Source organism: Arthrobacter sp. JB02-1C (genome assembly GCF_057748045.1).
On sequence record NZ_CM173235.1, the window covers coordinates 2,642,689 to 2,661,627 of the forward strand.

Here is an 18,939-nt window from a genome sequence, read left to right on the forward strand (position 1 = left end):
ACTGAGCGGCCCGCATACGGACACGATTAGGAGCCGACCATGGCTGGCGCTCTGCGCAAGACAATGATCTATCTTGGGCTCGCCGATGGCGATGAACACTACGAGTCCGAGCTTCACACACCGCACAAGGATGAGGACGAATCCATGGAGCACGACCGCGAAGAGCGCCGAGCGCCGGCGCCCGTCCGCGAGGCCCCCCGGGAAGAGTCCTACGCCGAAGAGGAATACCGCGCACCCGTGACACCCATCAAGCGAGCGGCGGCCAGCCGCGAAGAGACCACCGGACTCCGGCAGATCACCACGATCCACCCGCGGTCCTACAACGACGCAAAACTCATTGGTGAGAGTTTCCGTGACGGCATCCCCGTCATCATGAACGTCACCGACATGGGCGAGGCGGACGCCAAGCGGCTCGTCGACTTTTCCGCCGGACTGGTCTTCGGCCTGCGCGGCAGCATCGAGCGGGTGACCAACAAGGTCTTCCTGCTCTCGCCGTCCTATGTCGAAGTCATCGGCGATGACAAGAAGATCAGTGAGACGCAGGCCAGCTTCTTCAACCAGAGTTAGGGCAGTGTCCCAGCATGGATGCCAGGCGGGACGACCCGCCTGGCATCCGTGCTGAACAATCCGTGTTGGAATAGATGCGTAACCACTGTCAGGACACTGCCGTACCGGAATGAACACGGAGATGTAAGTTAACCCATGGGAATTGTTTTCGGACTGGCCTATATCGCGCTGCTGCTCTTCTTCGTCGCCTTGATCATCCGCCTGATCTTCGACTGGGTCCAGATGTTCGCGCGCAGCTGGCGTCCGCGCGGTGCTGCGCTCGTCACCGCCCACGCTGTGTATTCCGTCACAGACAAGCCCCTCAAATTCCTCGGCCGGATCATCCCGCCGCTACGGCTCGGCGGAATCTCGCTGGACCTGGCGTTCCTGGTGCTCTTCCTGGCCGTTTCGGTGGCCATGGGCATCGCCAGGTACTTCACCTTCGCGCAGCCCATCGCTGCCTGACCCCGGCACCGGACCCGATCCGGCGCCGGAATAGATTGAAACTCCGGTTTGACACCGCGGTGTTGAATTAGAGGAACCAGACCATATTTAGGTACCGTAGTTTTGACGGCCGGAAGGCCTCTGACTAACTAGACCAACGAGGTGACCAGATGGCTTTGACGCCAGAAGACGTTGTCAACAAGCGCTTTCAGCCGACCAAGTTCCGTGAAGGCTACGACCAGGACGAAGTTGATGACTTCCTCGACGAGATCGTCGTTGAACTCCGTCGCCTGAACCAGGAGAACGACGAGCTTCGTAAGAAGCTCGCCGAAGCAGGTTCCGGCACGGCCGCCAGCTCCGCCGCTGCCGCTCCGGTCGTAGAAAAGGTCCCGGCACCCGTCAAGGCCGAGAAGGAAGACCGCGCCAAGGCAGAAGCCGAAGCCAAGGCCGCCGAAGCCGCGAAGAAGAAGGAAGCCGAGCAGGCACCCGCGCCGGCACCCGTCGCCGCGCCTGCTCCCGCCGCCTCCACACCTTCCGCCGAGTCTGCCGCAGGCCTGCTCGCGATGGCGCAGCAGATGCACGACAAGCACGTCGCCGACGGCGCACAGCAGCGCGACAAGATCATTGCCGAGGCCCAGATCGAGGCCAGCAGCCTGGTCAACGACGCACAGGAAAAGTCCCGCAAGATCCTCGGCGCCCTGGAGCAGCAGCGGTCCGTGCTGGAGCGCAAGGTCGAGCAGCTGCGCGGCTTCGAACGCGACTACCGGTCCCGCCTCAAGGCCTACATCGAAGGCCAGCTGCGTGACCTCGACGCCCGCGGCTCGGTGGCGGCCCCCGAGGTCGAAGCCAACCACTAGGCGCAACCCGCGTATTCTGAATGCCGGTGGCTGAGGACTCCTCGGCCACCGGCTTTCCGCATTAACCCCATGCGTCGCTGCCCCCGGGCGACGGCGGCACGCTCCCAGACCGCCCAGCCACCACGGCACCGGAACGAAAGCACTATGACTGACGCACCCACCCCAGACGCCGCCGGGCCCGCGGACGACCAGGCGCAGCCCGCCCGCCGGCCACGCCGTGCCCTGCTGCTGTCCCTCTTCGCCGGCTTCGCCGTGTTCGCCTATGTGTTCGACCAGCTCACCAAGCTCTGGGTCACCTCCAGCATGGTCGAGGGGGAGCGGATCCCGGTCCTGCCGCCGCTGCTGCACTGGTACTACATCCGCAACTCCGGCGCCGCCTTCTCGATCGGCGAGAACGTCACCTGGGTTTTCACCATCATCATGGCCGCCGTCTCGGTCGCGATCCTGCTGCAGCTGCGCCGCCTCGGTTCGGCGTGGTGGGCGCTGGCCCTGGGGCTGCTGCTCGGCGGTGCGCTCGGCAACCTGACGGACCGGCTGTTCCGTGAGCCTTCCTTTGCGATGGGGCACGTCGTGGACTTCATCCAGCTGCCCAATTTCGCGATCTTCAACATTGCCGACTCGTCCGTCGTTTCTGCGGTGGCCATCATCTGCCTGTTGACCCTGCGGGGTGTGGGCCTCGACGGCTCGCGCCACGGCAAGGACCAGCACGGCAGGGACCAGCACGGCAGGGACCAGCCCGGGGACGCCGCGGAGGCGCCGCGGGACCGGCAGGCCCGGGAACACAATGCCTGAGACCGAAGCGGCGGCCACCCCCAGCTCCGACCGGCTGCACTTCACCGTCCCCGCGGAGCTGGCCGGGGCACGGGTCGATGCCGGGCTGGCGAAGCTGATGGACATCTCCCGTTCACAGGCCGCCACCCTGATCGCAGAGGGACACGTCAGCAGCCACGGCAAGCCGGTCGGCAAGTCCCTCAAGCTCACCGCCGGCGCCGGGATCGACGTCGTCGTTCCGGAGCGCCGCGATCCGTTGCAAGTCGTGGAGGAAGTCGTGGAAGGCCTGAAAATCCTGTTGGACGATGACGAATTCGTCGTGGTCGACAAACCGGTCGGCGTCGCCGCTCACCCCTCCCCGGGCTGGGTTGGCCCCACGGTGGTCGGCGGCCTGGCCGGCGCCGGGTACCGGATTTCCACCTCAGGGTCGCCGGAGCGCGCCGGGATCGTGCACCGGCTCGACGTCGGCACCTCCGGCGTCATGGTGGTGGCCAAGACGGAGCACGCCTACACCGTGCTGAAACGCGCGTTCAAGGAACGCACCGTGGACAAGGTCTACCATGCCGTGGTGCAGGGCCTGCCTGACCCGCTGGCGGGCACGATCGACGCCCCGATCGGGCGCCACCCGGGCCACGACTGGCGCTTCGCCGTGATCGAGGACGGCCGCGACTCCGTGACCCACTACGAGGTGCTGGAGGCCTACGGCAAGGCCTCGCTCGTGGAGGTCCACCTTGAGACCGGACGGACGCACCAGATCCGCGTCCACTTTTCCGCCCTGCGGCACCCCTGCGCCGGGGACCTGACCTACGGCGCCGACCCCCGGCTGGCTGCCACCCTGGGCCTCACCCGGCAGTGGCTGCATGCCCGGCAGCTCTCCTTTGACCACCCGAGGACCGGGGAACGGGTGAGCGTGACCAGCGACTACCCACAGGACCTGCAGTATGCCCTTGAGGTGCTGGAGTCCGGCGAGGCCTGACCGGCAGCGTGGCGGACACACCCGGTCTGGGCCCGGCACTAGAATGGTTCGGTGACTTCCAGCAACAACTCGTTCGTCCACCTCCACAACCACACCGAATACTCCATGTTGGACGGTGCGGCGCGGCTTGGGGAGCTCTTCGACGAGACCGAACGGCTGGGCATGCCCGCCCTGGCCACCACCGACCACGGTTACCTGTTCGGTGCGTTCGACTTCTGGAAACGGGCCACCGACAAGGGCATCAAGCCGATCATCGGCGTCGAAGCGTACGTCACGCCGGGAACGGCACGCACGGACAAGAGCCGGGTCCGCTGGGGCGAGGAAAACCAGCGCAAGGACGATATCTCCGGCGGCGGCGCCTACACGCACATGACCCTGCTCAGCTACAACAACGTCGGGATGCGGAACCTGTTCCGGGCCTCGTCGATCGCGTCGCTCGACTCGGTGTTCGGCAAGTGGCCGCGGCTTGACCGGGAACTGCTGAACACTTACTCGGAGGGCCTGATCGCCACCACCGGCTGCCCGTCCGGCGAGGTACAGACCCGGCTCCGGCTCGGCCAGTACCGGGAAGCGCTCGAGGCGGCCGCGGAGTTCCGCGACATCTTCGGCGCTGAGAACTATTTCTGCGAGTTGATGGACCACGGCCTGGACATTGAGCGGCGCGTCACGGGGGACCTGCTGCGCCTGGCCAAGGAACTGAACCTTCCGCTGGTGGCCACCAACGACCTGCACTACACCCACGAGCACGATGCGAAGGCCCATGAGGCCCTGCTCGCCATTCAGTCCGGATCCACCCTGCTCGAACCGACGTACGACAACGGCGGCTCGCGCTTCGCCTTCTCCGGCAGCGGGTACTACCTGAAGTCGCCGCAGGAAATGCGCGAACTCTTCCGTGACCACCCCGAGGCCTGCGACAACACGCTGCTGATCGCCGAACGCTGCGACGTCTCGTTCAACACCGGCGCCAACTACATGCCCCGGTTCCCCTGCCCGGAGGGTGAGGACGAGACGTCCTGGCTGGTCAAGGAAGTAGACAAGGGACTGCACTACCGGTACCCGCAGGGCATCCCGGACAAGGTCCGCACCCAGGCCGACTACGAACTCGGTGTCATCACCTCCATGGGCTTCCCGGGATACTTCCTGGTGGTCGCCGACTTCATCAACTGGGCCAAGAACAACGGCATCCGGGTGGGCCCGGGCCGTGGCTCCGGGGCCGGCTCCATGGTGGCCTACGCCATGCGCATCACCGACCTGGACCCGCTGCACCACGGCCTGATTTTCGAGCGCTTCCTGAACCCGGACCGCGTCTCCATGCCCGACTTCGACGTCGACTTCGATGACCGGCGGCGCTCCGAAGTGATCGACTACGTGACGAAGAAGTACGGCGACGAACGCGTCGCCATGATCGTCACCTACGGCACCATCAAGACCAAGCAGGCCCTGAAGGACTCCTCGCGCGTGCTGGGCTACCCGTTCAGCATGGGCGAACAGCTCACCAAGGCGCTGCCGCCGGCCGTGATGGCCAAGGACATCCCGCTGGCCGACATCCAGAACCCGGAGGCGAAGCGCTACGGCGAGGCCGGGGACTTCCGGCAGCTGATCAGCACCGATCCGGAGGCGGCGAAGGTCTTCGAAACCGCCCTCGGGATCGAAGGGCTGAAGCGGCAGTGGGGCGTGCATGCCGCCGGTGTCATCATGTCCTCGGACCCGATCATCGACGTCATCCCGATCATGCGCCGGTTCCAGGACGGCCAGGTCATCACCCAGTTCGACTACCCGACCTCCGAGGGCCTCGGCCTGATCAAGATGGACTTCCTCGGCCTGCGGAACCTGACGATCATTTCCGACGCGCTGGAAAACATCAAGATGAACCGCGGGGAGGACCTCGACCTGGAATCCCTGGCCCTGGACGACACAGCGTCCTACGAACTGCTGGCCCGCGGCGACACCCTGGGCGTGTTCCAGCTTGACGGCGGGCCGATGCGGTCGCTGCTGAAGCTGATGAAGCCGGACAACTTCGAAGACATCTCCGCCGTGCTGGCCCTCTACCGGCCGGGCCCGATGGGCGCCAACGCGCACACCGACTACGCCCTGCGCAAGAACGGCATCCAGGAAGTCATCCCGATCCACCCCGAGCTTGAGGAGCCGCTGAAGGAGATCCTGGGCGGCACGTACGGCCTGATCGTGTACCAGGAGCAGGTCATGGCCGTGGCCCAAAAACTGGCCGGCTACTCACTGGGCCAGGCCGACATCCTGCGCCGCGCCATGGGTAAGAAGAAAAAGTCCGAACTGGACAAGCAGTTCGCCGGCTTCTCCCAGGGCATGCAGGACAACGGGTACTCGATGGAGGCCGTCAAGACTCTCTGGGACATCCTGCTGCCGTTCTCCGACTACGCCTTCAACAAGGCCCACTCGGCAGCCTACGGCGTGATCTCCTACTGGACCGCCTATCTGAAGGCGCACTACGCGCCCGAGTACATGGCCGCCCTGCTCACCTCGGTCGGTGACGACAAGGACAAGTCGGCGATCTACCTGAACGAATGCCGGCGCATGGGCATCACCGTGCTGCCGCCGGACGTCAACGAGTCGGCGCTGAACTTCACCCCGGTCGGCAACGATATCCGCTTCGGCATGGGCGCCATCCGGAACGTCGGCGTCAACGTCGTGGACGCGATGGTGGCCGCCCGCGAACGTGAAGGGGCCTACACCTCCTTCAAGGACTACCTGATGAAGGTGCCCGCCGTCGTGTGCAACAAGCGCACCATCGAATCCTTGATCAAGGCCGGCGCGTTCGACTCGCTCGGACACCACCGCCGGGCACTGGCCATGATCCACGAAGAAGCCATCGATTCGGTCATCACGCTCAAACGCAACGAGGCGATCGGCCAGTTCGACCTGTTCGCCGGCATTGACGCCGCCGAGTCGGAGTCCTCGCTGAGCATCGACATCCCGGATCTGCCCGAATGGGAAAAAAAGGACAAACTGTCCTTTGAACGCGACATGCTCGGGCTCTATGTTTCGGACCACCCGCTGCAGGGCCTCGAAGGGCTGCTCTCCCAGCACGCGGACCAGTCCATCACCTCGGTCATCGCCGAAGACGGCCCGCAGGACGGTGCCATCATCACGATCGCAGGCATGATCACCTCGCTGAGCCGGCGGATCGCCAAGGCCAGCGGCAACGCCTACGCGCGCGCCGAGATCGAGGACCTGGGCGGCTCGGTGGAAGTGATGTTCTTCGGCCAGGTCTACGGGCCGATCGCCAACGTGCTGGCCGAAGACCTGATCGTCGTCGTCAAGGGCAGGCTGCAGCGCCGCGACGACGGGGCCGTCGCCGTCAACTGCATGGAACTGTCGGTTCCGGACCTGAGCGAAGGCCTCGACGGCCCGCTGGTGATTACCATGCCCACCCACAAGGCCACCGAAGCGGTGGTGACCGAACTGGGTGACGTGCTCAGGACCCACCGCGGCAAGTCCGAGGTCCGGCTGCACCTGCATGGCGACAGCCGGGTGGAGGTCATGGGGCTGCCGGTGCACCTGCGGGTCAACCCCAGCCCCTCGCTGTTCGGTGACCTGAAGGTGCTCCTGGGCCCGGCCTGCCTCGACAGCTGAGCGGTTTGCCGCGCCGTTTCGACGGTTCCGGGCCCACCCGACGCTGCCGAACATCTAACCGGGCACGGAACCGTCGAAACGGCCGGCCCGTGGCTAGATTTCGTAGTCCAGCGGCGCCGGCTGGCTGTAACTGCCGCCGTGGTACAGCAGGGGCAGGCCCTCGCCGCCGATGGCGCCGTCGACCACCTCGACGACCACCACGGCATTGTTCTCGAAGGAGAGCCGCATCTGGATTTTGCCGATCAACCAGCCGGAAACATCCTTCAGGACCGGTACCCCGTGCGGGCCAAGCGCCCAGTGGTCGCCCTCGAACCGGTTCCGGGTGCGCGCGAAGCGGTCCGCAAGCTCCTGGTTTCCGAGGCCAAGCATATGCACACCGATATAGCTCGAGTTGGCCACCGCGGGCCATGAGCTGGAGGTCCGGGCCATGTTGAAGGTGAAGCGCGGCGGCTTCGCCGAGAGGGACGCCACGGACGTGGCCGTAAAGCCGTAGGGGAGGCCCTCATAGTTCGCGGTGATGATCGCGACGCCGGCCGCGTGCCGGCGGAACATCTCCCGGAACGTCCCCTCGAATGAATCTTCGGCTGCGGCCACGTGGTTCATCTCCCTGCTCTCCTTGCGACTGTACTCTTGCCAGCGTATTCCGGCCGGGGCCCGCGCGCGGAATCCGGGGCACCCCACCCGGCCTTCGTGGCGTCACGTGACGGCCACGGGCGTAATGTCCGGACACCCCCGTTCCTTTGTTAAGGTTTATGGCATGACACCACCTGCGGCACCCGCACCCGTTGGACACCACGACGGCGGCCGCCGCGCCCTGCGGGACACCCCTGGACTGCCCCGGCACGCCGGCGCCTGGCGGGGCCCTGCACTGATCGCCGCCGCCGGGATACCGGTGGGGCTGCTGTGGTGGCTGCTGGCACCCACCGGACTTAACCTGATCACGCGCGACCCGTCCCTGGCCGCCGGCAGCAACCCCGAGACCTGGCTGCCCCGGGATCTGGTCCTGGCCGGACTGTTCCTGCTGGCCGGGTGCCTCTCCGGCGTCTTCACGGCCGGCAACCGGCCTGCGCGGCTCGGCACCGCAATGCTGGTCCTGGCCGTCGCGGCCGGCGCCGCCGGTGCGCTCCTGGCCTGGGGGACCGGTGTGCTGGCCGGCAGCTGGTGGAGCCCTGCCGCGGACACGTCGCGCAGCGCCAGCGTTGCCTTCTCCCTGCGGTCCTATGCGATGCTCCTGATCTGGCCTGCGGCCACCGCCCTGGCGGTCTTCTGCGCCACGGTGCTGCACCGTTCGGACCCCGGCGAACAGGACGAACCGGGAGCGTAACGCCCGCGGCCGCCCCGGCGTCCCGCCGCGGGCCGCCGGTGCGTAAAATGGACAGGTGACTCCGACAGCTGACAGCCCCGCAACCTCCACTCCCGCGCCGACGGCGCCGGCCGAGACCCTGACCTTCCGCACCGTGGATGTGCGCGGGCAGCGGTTGTCCCTCGCCGGCCTACGGGCAGCCGTTCCGCGGGCCCAGCACGGCACCGTGGCGGACGCCGAACAAAAGGTCCAGGACATCATCGCCGCGGTCCGGGACCGCGGCTTCGAGGCCCTGAGCGAACTGGCGCTTGCCTTCGACGGCGTCGAACAGACCCACCCGCGGGTTCCCGCGGAGGCTCTCAGCGACGCCCTGGCCAGGCTGGACCCCGCCGTCCGGGCAGCACTGGAGGAGTCGATCCGCCGGGCCAGGCGCTTCGCCGACGCGCAGCGTCCCGCCGACACCGACCTCGAACTGGGGGCCGGAGCGGTGGTCAGCCAGCACTGGGTTCCGGTGGCCCGCGTGGGCCTCTACGTCCCCGGCGGGCTGGCGGTCTATCCGTCCTCCGTCATCATGAACGTCGTCCCGGCGCTGGCCGCCGGAGTGGAGTCCATCGCCCTGGCCTCGCCGCCGCAAAAGGATTTCGGCGGCCTGCCGCACCCCACGATCCTGGCGGCAGCCCGCCTGCTCGGCATCGAGGAGGTCTACGCGATCGGCGGGGCGCAGGCCATCGCTGCGTTCGCCTACGGTATCCCCGGTGGCGCCGGGACCGCCGGCATCGACCCGGTCGACGTCGTCACCGGTCCGGGCAACATTTTCGTGGCCACCGCCAAACGGCTGGTCAAGGGGGCAGTGGGGATCGACTCGGAGGCCGGCACCACCGAGATCGCGATCCTGGCCGACGCCACCGCGCGGCCGGACCTGGTTGCCGCCGACCTGGTCAGCCAGGCCGAACACGACCCGAAGGCCGCCTCGGTGCTGATCACCGATTCCGAGGAGCTCGCGCAGGCGGTGCGCGGAGAACTCGAGGTCCGCGCCGCTGCGACCAAACACGGCGCCCGGGTCCGGGAGGCCCTGTCCGGTCCGCAGTCCGGCGTCGTCCTGGTCGATGATCTGGAGCAGGGCATTGCCGCCTGCGATGCCTACGCCGCCGAACACCTGGAAATCATGACCGTCGACGCGCCCGCCGTGGCCGCCCGGATCCGCAACGCCGGGGCCATTTTTGTCGGGGACTACAGCCCGGTCAGCCTGGGCGACTACTGCGCCGGTTCCAACCACGTGCTGCCGACCAGCGGAACGGCCGCGTTCTCCTCCGGCCTGAACGTGACCACCTTCCTGCGGGCCATCCAGCTGGTCAATTACAGCAAGCCGGCACTGGCGGAGGTCAGCGGGCACATTGTCAGCCTCTCCGGAGCAGAAGACCTGCCGGCGCACGGCGAGGCCGTCACCGCCCGGTTCCCGGAGTAGCGCCGGCCCCGGGCCATCCGCCGGCCCGCCGGAAACGGGCGGCAACCACTACATGTAGTAATTACAGGCTTGTTATTCACCTACATCTGGCCGTAAACTGAATTCGGCAGGACCACCCCGGTGCTGCGGCTCGAAGGAGCATCCAGGTTTGCGGCAGGGGAGGAACCGACGTGTATTGCCCGTTCTGCCGTAATCCCGATTCGCGCGTCGTGGACAGCCGCATCGCCGACGACGGCTCGGCCATCCGCCGCCGCCGCCAGTGCCCCGGCTGCGGCCGCCGCTTCACCACGGTGGAAACGACAAGCCTGACCGTGATTAAACGCTCCGGCGTCGGCGAGCCGTTCAGCCGCAGCAAGGTCATCAACGGTGTCCGCAAGGCCTGCCAGGGCCGCCCCGTCACCGAAGACGATCTCGCCATGCTGGCGCAGGAAGTCGAAGAGGCGATCCGGGCTTCGGGCGCCGCCGAAATCGAAGCCCACGAAGTCGGCCTCGCCATCCTGGAGCCGCTGCAGCGCCTGGACCAGGTGGCCTACCTGCGCTTCGCGAGCGTCTACCAGGCCTTCGAATCGCTGGAAGATTTCGAGTCTGCCATCGCGCTGCTCCGGCACGAAGCCGAATCCAAGGGCCTCGAAGGCAAGAGCCCGCAAAAGAGCCCACTCTAGGGCCAGCCAAGTTCCGGTGGTGGCAACGGAGGGGAAGCCGCGGCCACCACCGGCTCCACTGGCTACTTGGCCAGTTTGTGAGTGAGCGCCACCTCGATCGCCGCGCCGACGATGCCGGCGTCGTTCTTCAGTTCCGCCGGAACGATCGGCGTGCGTAGCGACATGTGCGGCAGGAACTCGTCGGCCCGCTTGGAGATGCCGCCGCCCACGATGAACAGCTCGGGGGAGAACAGGAACTCGACGTGGGAGAAGTAGCGCTGCAGCAGCACGCTGTACTCGGACCAGCTCAGGCCATCCCGCTCGCGGGCGACAGCGGAAGCCTTGCTTTCCGCGTCGAAGCCGTCGATTTCCAGGTGGCCGAGTTCGGCGTTGGGCACCAGCTTGCCGTTGAAGATGAAGGCCGAGCCGATGCCGGTGCCGAGCGTGATCACCAGGACCGTGCCGTGGACGCCCTTCCCGGCGCCGTAGCGCGCCTCGGCCAGGCCGGCAGCGTCGGCGTCGTTGATGACCTCCACGGGGCGGCCCAGCCGCGCGGTGAGCAGCGCATCGATGTCCAGGTTCAGCCAGGAGTGGTCGACGTTCGCGGTTGAATGGACGACACCGTGCTGGATGATCCCCGGGAACGTCACCCCCACCGGCGAATCCGCAGCCGGGGCGTCGGGACGCTTGGACAGCTCGGCAACCACCTCGGCCACGACGTCGGCAACCGCCTCGGGTGTGGACGGCTGCGGGGTGGGGACGCGGAGCCGGTCACCGGTCAGTTTGCCCTTCTTCAGGTCAACGATCCCGCCTTTGATGCCGGTGCCTCCAATGTCGACACCGATCAGCGGGGCGTTCTTCTTCGACTTCTCGTCCTTCTTGGCCAAGGGAGTTCCGTTCGTGGCAGGGGCGCCGGGGGGCGCTTCGGGCGGTAAAAGCGGGATCAGGGGAGCGTCAGGACTTCGGCGCCGGTGTCCGTCACCAGCAGGGTGTGCTCAAACTGCGCGGTCCGCTTGCGGTCCCGCGTCACGACCGTCCAGTCGTCGTCCCACATGTCCCAGTCGACGGTGCCCAGGGTCAGCATCGGTTCGATCGTGAAGACCATGCCGGGCTCGATCACAGTGTTATAGGCGGGGGCCGCGTCGTAGTGCGGGATGATCAGGCCGGTATGGAAGGCCTCGCCGACGCCGTGCCCGGTGAAGTCGCGGACCACGCCGTAGCCGAAGCGCTTGGCGTAGGACTCGATGGTCCGGCCGATCACGTTGATTTCGCGGCCCGGCGCCACCGCCCGGACCGCCCGGCGCAGCGACTCCGCGGTGCGTTCCACCAACAGCCGCGATTCCTCGTCGACGTCGCCCACCAGGAAGGTGAAGTTGGTGTCACCGTGCACGCCGCCGATATAGGCCGTGATGTCGATGTTCAGGATGTCGCCGTCCCGGACCACGGTGCTGTCCGGGATGCCGTGGCAGATCACTTCATTGAGCGAGGAGCACAGGGACTTGGGAAAACCGCGGTAGCCCAGAGTGGACGGGTAGGCCTTGTGGTCGAGCAGGAACTCGTGCCCCACCTTGTCCAGCTGGTCCGTGGTCACGCCGGGCACGATGTGTTTGCCCACCTCGACGATCGCCTGGGCGGCGATCCGGGACGCCGTGCGGATCTTCTCGATGGTCTCCGCGGACTTGATCTCCGACCCGGTGAACTTCGCAGGGGCCGGCCGGCCGACGTACTCCGGACGCGGAATGGACGCCGGGACGGCAAGCTGCGGGCTCACCGATCCCTGGATCAAGGTGCCGATGGGTGCAGTCGAGGTGGGAGAAGGCATACATTGATTCTATAAGCCCCCGGGCAGCCACCGGGAAAACAGGGCAGCCGGCCCGGCGGGCGGACGCCGCAGCGGCACGAGCGGAAGGAGCGCCAATGACCGAGTACTGGTACAACGTCAACACCCACGAGATCGAGGAAGACGCGATGTCGGACTGGAGCCAGCTGATCGGCCCCTACAAGACCCGGGAGGAAGCTGAACACGCCCTCGACAAGGTCAGGGCCCGCAACGAGGCCTGGGACAAGGGCGAGGACGACTGAGCAGCGACCGCAACGCCAGGGCCCTGTCCAAGGGGTCTCCCGTCGGCGAGAATGATCCTACAAACATTCCTGACCGGGCCCACCGGCAGCGCTAGGAGGCACAAGATGGCCGAGCTCACCCCGGAGTATGCAGGACTGTGGCGGTTCGACCCGGCCCACACCCGGATCGGCTTCTCCACCCGGCACGCCATGGTCACCAAGGTCCGCGGCGCCTTCAACGACTTCGAGGGCACCATCACCGTGGACCCGGACAACCCGGAACGCACGAAAGTCGAACTTCGGGTCAAGGTGGCCAGCATCGACACCCGCAATGCCGACCGCGACCAGCACCTGCGCACCAACGACTTCTTCGACGCCCCGCAGTTCCCCGAGATCACGTTTGCCAGCACCCGGGTGGACCAGGTCGACCAGGGGCACTTCATCGTCAGCGGCGAGGTGACCATCCGGGGCGTAACCAAGGAAATCTCGATACCGATCGACTTCATCGGCGTCGAACGGGACCCGATGGGCAACCTGCGGGCGGGCTTCGAGGGCTCCCGCCGCATCGACCGCCAGGATTTCGGGCTCAAGTGGAACACAGCCCTAGATTCCGGCGGTGTGCTGGTTTCGGACAAGATAACGCTGGAATTCGAGGTCTCCGCGATCAAGGACGACGGCGCCGCTCCCGCCGCCGGCTGAGCACGCGCGCCCGTGCCCTGTCCTAGTAGGAATGCTCCGGGCCGGGGAACTGGCCGGTGCGCACGTCCTCGCGATAGGCTTTCGCGGCGTCGGTCAGGATGGTCCGCAGGTCCGCGTACTGTTTGACGAACTTCGCCATCTTCCCGCCGCGCAGCCCGGCCATGTCCTGCCAGACCAGCACCTGCCCGGTCGTGCCGTTGCCGGCGCCGATCCCGATCGTGGGGACCTCGACGGCGGCGTCCACGGCGGCAGCCGCTGCCGCCGGAACCATTTCCATCAGCACGCAAAACGCCCCGGCTTCGGTCAGCGCCACGGCGTCGTCGATAAGCCCCTGCGCGTCGTCACCGCGGCCCTGGACGCGGTAGCCGCCGAGGGAGTGCTCGCTCTGCGGGGTGAAGCCGATGTGGGCCATGACCGGGATACCGGCCTGCACCATCGCCCGGACGGTGTCGGCGTAGAACCGGCCGCCTTCCATCTTCACCGCGTGGGCGAGACCCTCCTTGAGGAAGCGCACGCCGGTGGCGACCGCCTGCTCGGCCGAAACCTCGTAGCTGCCGAAGGGCAGGTCGGCCACTACCAGGGCGCGCCGCGCGGAGCGGGCGACGGCCCGGCACAACGGAATCAGCTCATCGACGGTGACGGGCAGGCTGGTTTCGTTGCCGAAGACGTTATTGGACGCCGAGTCACCGATCAGCAGCACCTCGATGCCGGCCTGGTCGAAGATCTCGGCACTGTACTGGTCATAGGCCGTGAGCATGGCGAAGTGTTCGCCGTTGCGCTTCGCCTCGCGCAGGTGGTGCGTGCGGATCCGGGCCGCGGGCTTGGCGGCCGCTGCCGGCACGGCCGGGGACGGGCCGGCACCGTAGGGTGCGGCGAGCTCTGCGGACATGCGGGATTCTGGGCTATCACTGGGGGCCATGCCACGAGCGTACTGGCAGATCCGGCGTCCCAGCCACCACGGCGGCGCATGGCGCTGAAAACCCGTCACAAAGCGGGGCGGCGGGGCTGGCTGGCGGCGCACCGCCCGGCAGCCACGGGATGCCGGGGAGCCGCAGCCGCGGTGCCGGGACGCCCGTCCAGCAATCGCCGGGAATGCTTAGTAGAGTGATTCGTGAGCAGCCGCGTGACGGCCCCGGCGCGGAGCCGGGCCAGGTCCGGGGCACGGATCCCACCCGGAAAGAGGCAGCACCATGGACCGCCAGCAAGAGTTTGTCCTGCGGACGATCGAAGAGCGCGACGTGCGCTTCGTGCGCCTCTGGTTCACCGACGTCGTGGGGTCCCTCAAGTCCGTGGCCCTGGCACCGGCGGAAGTCGAGGGCGCTTTCGAAGAGGGCCTGGGCTTCGACGGCTCCGCCATTGAAGGGCTGGCCCGCGTTTTCGAATCCGACATGCTGGCGCAGCCGGACCCGGCCACCTTCCAGATCCTGCCCTGGCGCGGCGAGACGGAAGCGACGTCCCGGATGTTCTGCGACATCCTGACCCCCGACGGCGAACCTTCCGCCGCGGACCCGCGCAACGTCCTCAAACGCAACCTGGCCCGGGCCGCGGACCTCGGCTTCACCTGCTACACGCACCCGGAGATCGAGTTCTACCTGCTCAAGTCCCAGGAGCCCGGCCCGGACGGTGCGCCCGTTCCGGTGGACGAGGGCGGCTACTTCGACCACGTGCCGGGCGGGGTGGCGCAGGACTTCCGCCGCACGGCCGTGACCATGCTGGAATCCGTGGGCATCTCGGTGGAGTTCAGCCACCACGAGGCCGGCCCGGGCCAGAACGAGATCGACCTGCGCTACGCCGACGCCCTGCAGACCGCGGACAACATCATGACCTTCCGCACCGTGATCAAAGAGGTCGCGCTGCAGCAGGGAACGTACGCGACGTTCATGCCCAAGCCGTTCACGGCGCACCCGGGCTCCGGCATGCACACCCACTTTTCCTTGTTCGAGGGGGACACCAACGCCTTCTATGAGGCCGGCGCGGAGTTCCAGCTCTCCGAAACGGCCCGGCAGTTCATCGCCGGGATCCTCAAGCACGCCCCCGAATTCACCGCCGTGACCAACCAGTTCGTGAACTCGTACAAGCGGCTCTGGGGCGGGGGAGAGGCGCCCAGCTACCTGAGCTGGGGGCACAACAACCGCTCGGCCCTGGTCCGGGTGCCGCTGTACAAGCCCGGCAAGGGCCAGTCGGCGCGGATCGAATACCGCGGCATCGACTCCGCCGCCAACCCCTACCTCGCGTACGCGGTCCTGCTCGGAGCCGGGCTGAAGGGCATCGAGGAGGGCTACCAGCTGCCGGCCGCGGCCGAGGACGACATCTGGTCGCTGAGCTCGGCCGAACGGCGGGCGATGGGCCACGATCCGCTGCCGGCCAGCCTGCACGACGCGATCCGGACCATGGAGGAGTCCGAGCTCATGCCGCAGATCCTTGGCGAGCAGGTCTTCGAGCATTTCCTGCGCAACAAGCGCGCCGAATGGCAGGACTACCGCCTGCAGGTGACGCCCTACGAGCTGCGTCGCAACCTGGCCATCCTCTAAGGCGGCCCCGGTGAGCCTGGCGCGGCGCCTGATCGCCGCCGGTTTCAATGACCTGGACAAGAGCGAGCGGTTCCTGGCCGCCCCCGAACTGGCGGACCTGGACCAGGACGCACTGTTTGCCGGCCTGCAGCTGGCGGCCAGCCCGGACACGGCCCTGCAGTCACTGGTAAGGCTGATCGAGAAGCATCCGGACCTGCGCGCGCTGGCGGCGGACCCGGACCGCAGCGAGCCGCTCTACCGGGTGCTGGGTGCCTCCGAAGCGCTCGGCGAGTTCCTGCTCCGGCACCCCGAACACCTGACGGCCTTCGACGCCCCGGTGAGCCCCGAACCGCTGCCCGCCGACGCCGGCGAGCTGCGCGGCCGGCTGCTCCGGGCCGTCCACGCCGATCCCAAAGCCGCCCGCCCGGTCGCCGGCCTGTCCGGCCAGGACGCGTACGTGGCGCTGCGCACCGCATACCGGCGCGGCCTGGTGGAGCTGGCGATCAAGGATCTCTGCGCCGCCGACCCGCTGGACTTCATGCCCGCCGTCGGGGCCGAGCTGGCGGACCTGGCGGGTGCCGCGATCGAGGCGGGCCTGGCCGTGTCCCGGGCCGAAGCGGCGGCACAATTCGGTGCCGCTGACGTTGCCGGCGTCGGGCTGGCCGTGATCGGCATGGGCAAATGCGGGGCGCGGGAACTGAACTACATCTCCGACGTCGACGTCATCTACGTCATCGACGCAGGCACCATGGAGGACTCCCGGGCCAACAGCATCGGCACCGCGCTGGCGGCCGGGATTTCGCGTGCCGTCATGTCGACGTGCCGGGAGCCGGGTCTCTGGGAGGTCGACGCCAATCTGCGCCCGGAGGGAAAATCCGGGCCGCTGGTCCGCACCCTGGCCTCGCACGAAAGCTACTACGCGCGCTGGGCCGAGAGCTGGGAATTCCAGGCACTGTTGAAGGCCCGCGCCATCGCCGGCGACACGGACCTCGGTGCCCGCTACGAGGCTGCGGTTGCGCCGCTGATCTGGTCCTCCGCGGGCCGGGACGGATTCGTCGAGTCGGTCCGCTCGATGCGCCGCCGGGTCACCGAGCATATCCCGGCAGAGGAGGAGCAGCGGCAGATCAAACTGGGCCGCGGGGGCCTGCGCGACGTGGAATTCACCGTGCAGCTGCTCCAGCTGGTGCACGGCAAGTCGGATGAGACGCTGCGTTGCCGGGACACCACCTCGGCCATCGCGGCGCTCTCCGCCGGCGGCTACATCGGACGCGCCGACGCCCGGGAATTCGACCGCGACTACCGCTACCTCCGCCTGCTCGAGCACCGCATCCAGCTTTTCCAGCTGCGCCGCACCCACCTCATGCCGGTCAAGGAAGCGTCCCTGCGATCCCTCGCGAAGGCCGTGCTCGGTCCGTTCTCGATGGAACGCCCGCACCCGGACGCCCTGCTCGCGGCCTGGCGGAAGACCAAACGGTCCGTCCGGGAGCTGCACGAACGGATCTTCTACCGGCCACTGCTGAACACCGCGGCCGCGCTCAGCAGTGAGGACGCCCGGCTCACGCCCGAAGCCGCAGAGGGCCGGCTCGCCGCCCTCGGATACCTCGACCCGCCCGGCGCCATGCGGCACATCGAAGCCCTGACCGGCGGGGTCAGCCGCCGCGCGGCACTGCAGCGGCAGCTGCTGCCGATCCTGCTCGGCTGGCTCGCCGACGGCGTGGACCCCGACGGCGGCCTGCTCGCCTTCCGCCGGGTCAGCGAAGCCCTGGGCACCACGCACTGGTACCTCGGCCTCCTGCGGGACTCCACCGCGGCGGCCGAACGGCTCTGCCACGTGCTCTCCAATTCGCGGCTCATCGCCGACCTGCTGGAGGTTTCCCCCGAATCGGTGGCCTGGCTCGGCTCGGACAAGGACCTCGTGCCGCTCAGCTACGAGGCACAGTGGCAGGAGATTACGTCCAAGATGTCCCGGCACGCGGATCCGGAGAACGCCATGCGGCTGATCCGGCTGATCCGGCGGCGGGAGATCCTGCGGATCGCGATCGCCGACAGTGCCGGGCTGCTCGACCAGGACCAGGTCGGGACCGCGCTGGCCGACGCCGACCGGGCCGCCATGCTGGGCGCGCTCCGGGTGGCCGAAACGGTGGTCACGGCCCGGGAGCCGCTCAAGACCCACGTGCTGGTGGTGGCGATGGGGCGCCAGGGCGGACGGGAGATCGGCTACGGATCCGACGCCGACGTCATCTATGTCCACCGCGCGCTGCCCGGCGTTCCGCCGGAGGAAGCACAGCAGCAGGCGGGACGGATCGTCGGCAAGCTTTCCAGCCTGCTGACGCAGCCGCTGAGGCCGGCGATCCTCGCCGAGCGGGTGCTGGCGGTCGATGCGGATCTGCGCCCCGAAGGCAAGAACGGGCCGATGGTGCGGTCGCTGGAATCCTACGCCGAGTACTACCGCCGCTGGTCCCTGGTCTGGGAAGCCCAGGCGCTGCTCCGGGCCCGGCCCATGGCCGGAGACGACCAGCTCGCCGCCGACTTCATGGCCTTGATCGACCCGATCCGCTACCCGGACTCACTCTCCGATCACGACCTGCGGGAAGTCAGACGGATCAAGGCCCGGGTGGAAGCCGAGCGGCTGCCCCGCGGCGCGGACCCGGCTCGGCACCTGAAGCTGGGCCGCGGCGGATTGAGCGACGTCGAGTGGCTCGCGCAGCTGCTGCAGTTACGCCACGCGGGCCGGCACCCGGAGCTGCGGACCACCTCCACGGTGCAGGCCCTCGAAGCGGCCGCCGGACTGGAGCTGCTGGAAGCCGGCGAGGTGGTGCTGCTGCTGCGTGCCTGGCGGCTGGCGAGCCGGATCCGCTCGGCCAACGTGATCTGGACCGGGCGGCCCTCCGACCTGCTGCCGTCCTCCCGGCGGGACCTCGAAGCCGTGGCCCGCTGGTGCGGCTACGGGCACGGGAACGCCGCCGCGCTCGAGGAGGATTACCTCCGGCTCAGCCGCCGGGCGCGCGCCGTTTTCGACCGCGTCTTCTACGGTCAGTAGGCGCCAGGGGAGGCCCG

The 18,939-nt window shown here is 67.9% G+C and carries 17 protein-coding genes; 13 read left to right on the forward strand and 4 right to left on the reverse strand.

Annotated features, from left to right (window positions below):
- The first annotated feature begins 39 nt into the window (after nt 1-39).
- From AC3ANP_RS12430 to dnaE, 6 genes are all read left to right on the forward strand, one after another.
- Entirely contained in the window at nt 40-567 is a 528-nt protein-coding gene (locus tag AC3ANP_RS12430) for a cell division protein SepF (RefSeq protein WP_488330476.1), read from the forward strand.
- Between the two features lie 135 nt (nt 568-702).
- Nucleotides 703-1,011 (forward strand): YggT family protein, encoded by a 309-nt coding sequence (locus tag AC3ANP_RS12435; RefSeq protein ID WP_488330477.1) that lies wholly within the window; start codon nt 703-705, stop codon nt 1,009-1,011.
- A gap of 149 nt (nt 1,012-1,160) precedes the next feature.
- On the forward strand, nt 1,161-1,847 hold the full coding sequence (locus tag AC3ANP_RS12440; RefSeq protein WP_488330478.1) for a DivIVA domain-containing protein: 687 nt from the start codon (nt 1,161-1,163) through the stop codon (nt 1,845-1,847).
- Between the two features lie 144 nt (nt 1,848-1,991).
- Complete coding sequence (lspA, locus tag AC3ANP_RS12445; RefSeq protein ID WP_488330479.1) at nt 1,992-2,639, forward strand: signal peptidase II; 648 nt, start codon at nt 1,992-1,994, stop codon at nt 2,637-2,639.
- A 97-nt stretch (nt 2,640-2,736) separates the two neighbouring features.
- A complete protein-coding gene (locus AC3ANP_RS12450) occupies nt 2,737-3,594 on the forward strand; it encodes an RluA family pseudouridine synthase (protein WP_488333048.1) in 858 nt (285 codons plus the stop codon).
- Nucleotides 3,595-3,645: 51 nt separating this feature from the next.
- The gene (gene dnaE / locus AC3ANP_RS12455) at nt 3,646-7,203 is read left to right on the forward strand and encodes a DNA polymerase III subunit alpha (protein WP_488330480.1); all 3,558 of its coding nucleotides are present in this window, start codon (nt 3,646-3,648) and stop codon (nt 7,201-7,203) included.
- 93 nt (nt 7,204-7,296) lie between these two features.
- On the opposite strand, the gene AC3ANP_RS12460 is transcribed toward dnaE, so the two are convergent.
- Nucleotides 7,297-7,806 carry a flavin reductase family protein gene (locus tag AC3ANP_RS12460; RefSeq protein ID WP_488330481.1) on the reverse strand — a complete coding sequence of 170 codons (510 nt, stop codon included), beginning with the start codon at nt 7,804-7,806 and terminating at the stop codon, nt 7,297-7,299.
- Nucleotides 7,807-7,960: 154 nt separating this feature from the next.
- On the opposite strand from AC3ANP_RS12460, the gene AC3ANP_RS12465 reads away from it, so the two are divergent.
- The 3 genes from AC3ANP_RS12465 to nrdR all read left to right on the forward strand — a co-directional run bounded on the left by AC3ANP_RS12465 (nt 7,961) and on the right by nrdR (nt 10,633).
- Nucleotides 7,961-8,527, forward strand: a complete 567-nt coding sequence (locus AC3ANP_RS12465) for a hypothetical protein (RefSeq protein WP_488330482.1) — start codon at nt 7,961-7,963, stop codon at nt 8,525-8,527.
- Between the two features lie 55 nt (nt 8,528-8,582).
- Complete coding sequence (gene hisD / locus AC3ANP_RS12470; protein ID WP_488330483.1) at nt 8,583-9,971, forward strand: histidinol dehydrogenase; 1,389 nt, start codon at nt 8,583-8,585, stop codon at nt 9,969-9,971.
- Between the two features lie 170 nt (nt 9,972-10,141).
- Nucleotides 10,142-10,633, forward strand: a complete 492-nt coding sequence (gene nrdR, locus AC3ANP_RS12475) for a transcriptional regulator NrdR (protein WP_488330484.1) — start codon at nt 10,142-10,144, stop codon at nt 10,631-10,633.
- Between the two features lie 62 nt (nt 10,634-10,695).
- On the opposite strand, the gene ppgK is transcribed toward nrdR, so the two are convergent.
- On the reverse strand, nt 10,696-11,499 hold the full coding sequence (gene ppgK, locus AC3ANP_RS12480) for a polyphosphate--glucose phosphotransferase (RefSeq protein WP_488330485.1): 804 nt from the start codon (nt 11,497-11,499) through the stop codon (nt 10,696-10,698).
- Nucleotides 11,500-11,555: 56 nt separating this feature from the next.
- Nucleotides 11,556-12,434, reverse strand: a complete 879-nt coding sequence (map, locus tag AC3ANP_RS12485; protein ID WP_488330486.1) for a type I methionyl aminopeptidase — start codon at nt 12,432-12,434, stop codon at nt 11,556-11,558.
- 95 nt (nt 12,435-12,529) lie between these two features.
- Here map and AC3ANP_RS12490 point away from each other — a divergent pair, with 95 nt between their 5' ends.
- Both AC3ANP_RS12490 and AC3ANP_RS12495 read left to right on the forward strand, forming a co-directional pair.
- Nucleotides 12,530-12,694, forward strand: coding sequence for an SPOR domain-containing protein (locus AC3ANP_RS12490; protein WP_488330487.1), 165 nt, complete (start codon nt 12,530-12,532; stop codon nt 12,692-12,694).
- A gap of 105 nt (nt 12,695-12,799) precedes the next feature.
- Complete coding sequence (locus tag AC3ANP_RS12495) at nt 12,800-13,372, forward strand: YceI family protein (RefSeq protein ID WP_488330488.1); 573 nt, start codon at nt 12,800-12,802, stop codon at nt 13,370-13,372.
- 22 nt (nt 13,373-13,394) lie between these two features.
- Here the strand turns inward: AC3ANP_RS12495 and panB are convergent, their stop codons facing one another.
- Entirely contained in the window at nt 13,395-14,291 is an 897-nt protein-coding gene (gene panB, locus AC3ANP_RS12500; RefSeq protein WP_488330489.1) for a 3-methyl-2-oxobutanoate hydroxymethyltransferase, read from the reverse strand.
- A 271-nt stretch (nt 14,292-14,562) separates the two neighbouring features.
- On the opposite strand from panB, the gene glnA reads away from it, so the two are divergent.
- Together glnA and AC3ANP_RS12510 are read left to right on the forward strand one after the other, a co-directional pair.
- Nucleotides 14,563-15,903 (forward strand): type I glutamate--ammonia ligase, encoded by a 1,341-nt coding sequence (glnA, locus tag AC3ANP_RS12505; protein ID WP_441403205.1) that lies wholly within the window; start codon nt 14,563-14,565, stop codon nt 15,901-15,903.
- Between the two features lie 10 nt (nt 15,904-15,913).
- Entirely contained in the window at nt 15,914-18,922 is a 3,009-nt protein-coding gene (locus AC3ANP_RS12510; RefSeq protein ID WP_488330490.1) for a bifunctional [glutamine synthetase] adenylyltransferase/[glutamine synthetase]-adenylyl-L-tyrosine phosphorylase, read from the forward strand.
- Nucleotides 18,923-18,939: the final 17 nt, after the last annotated feature.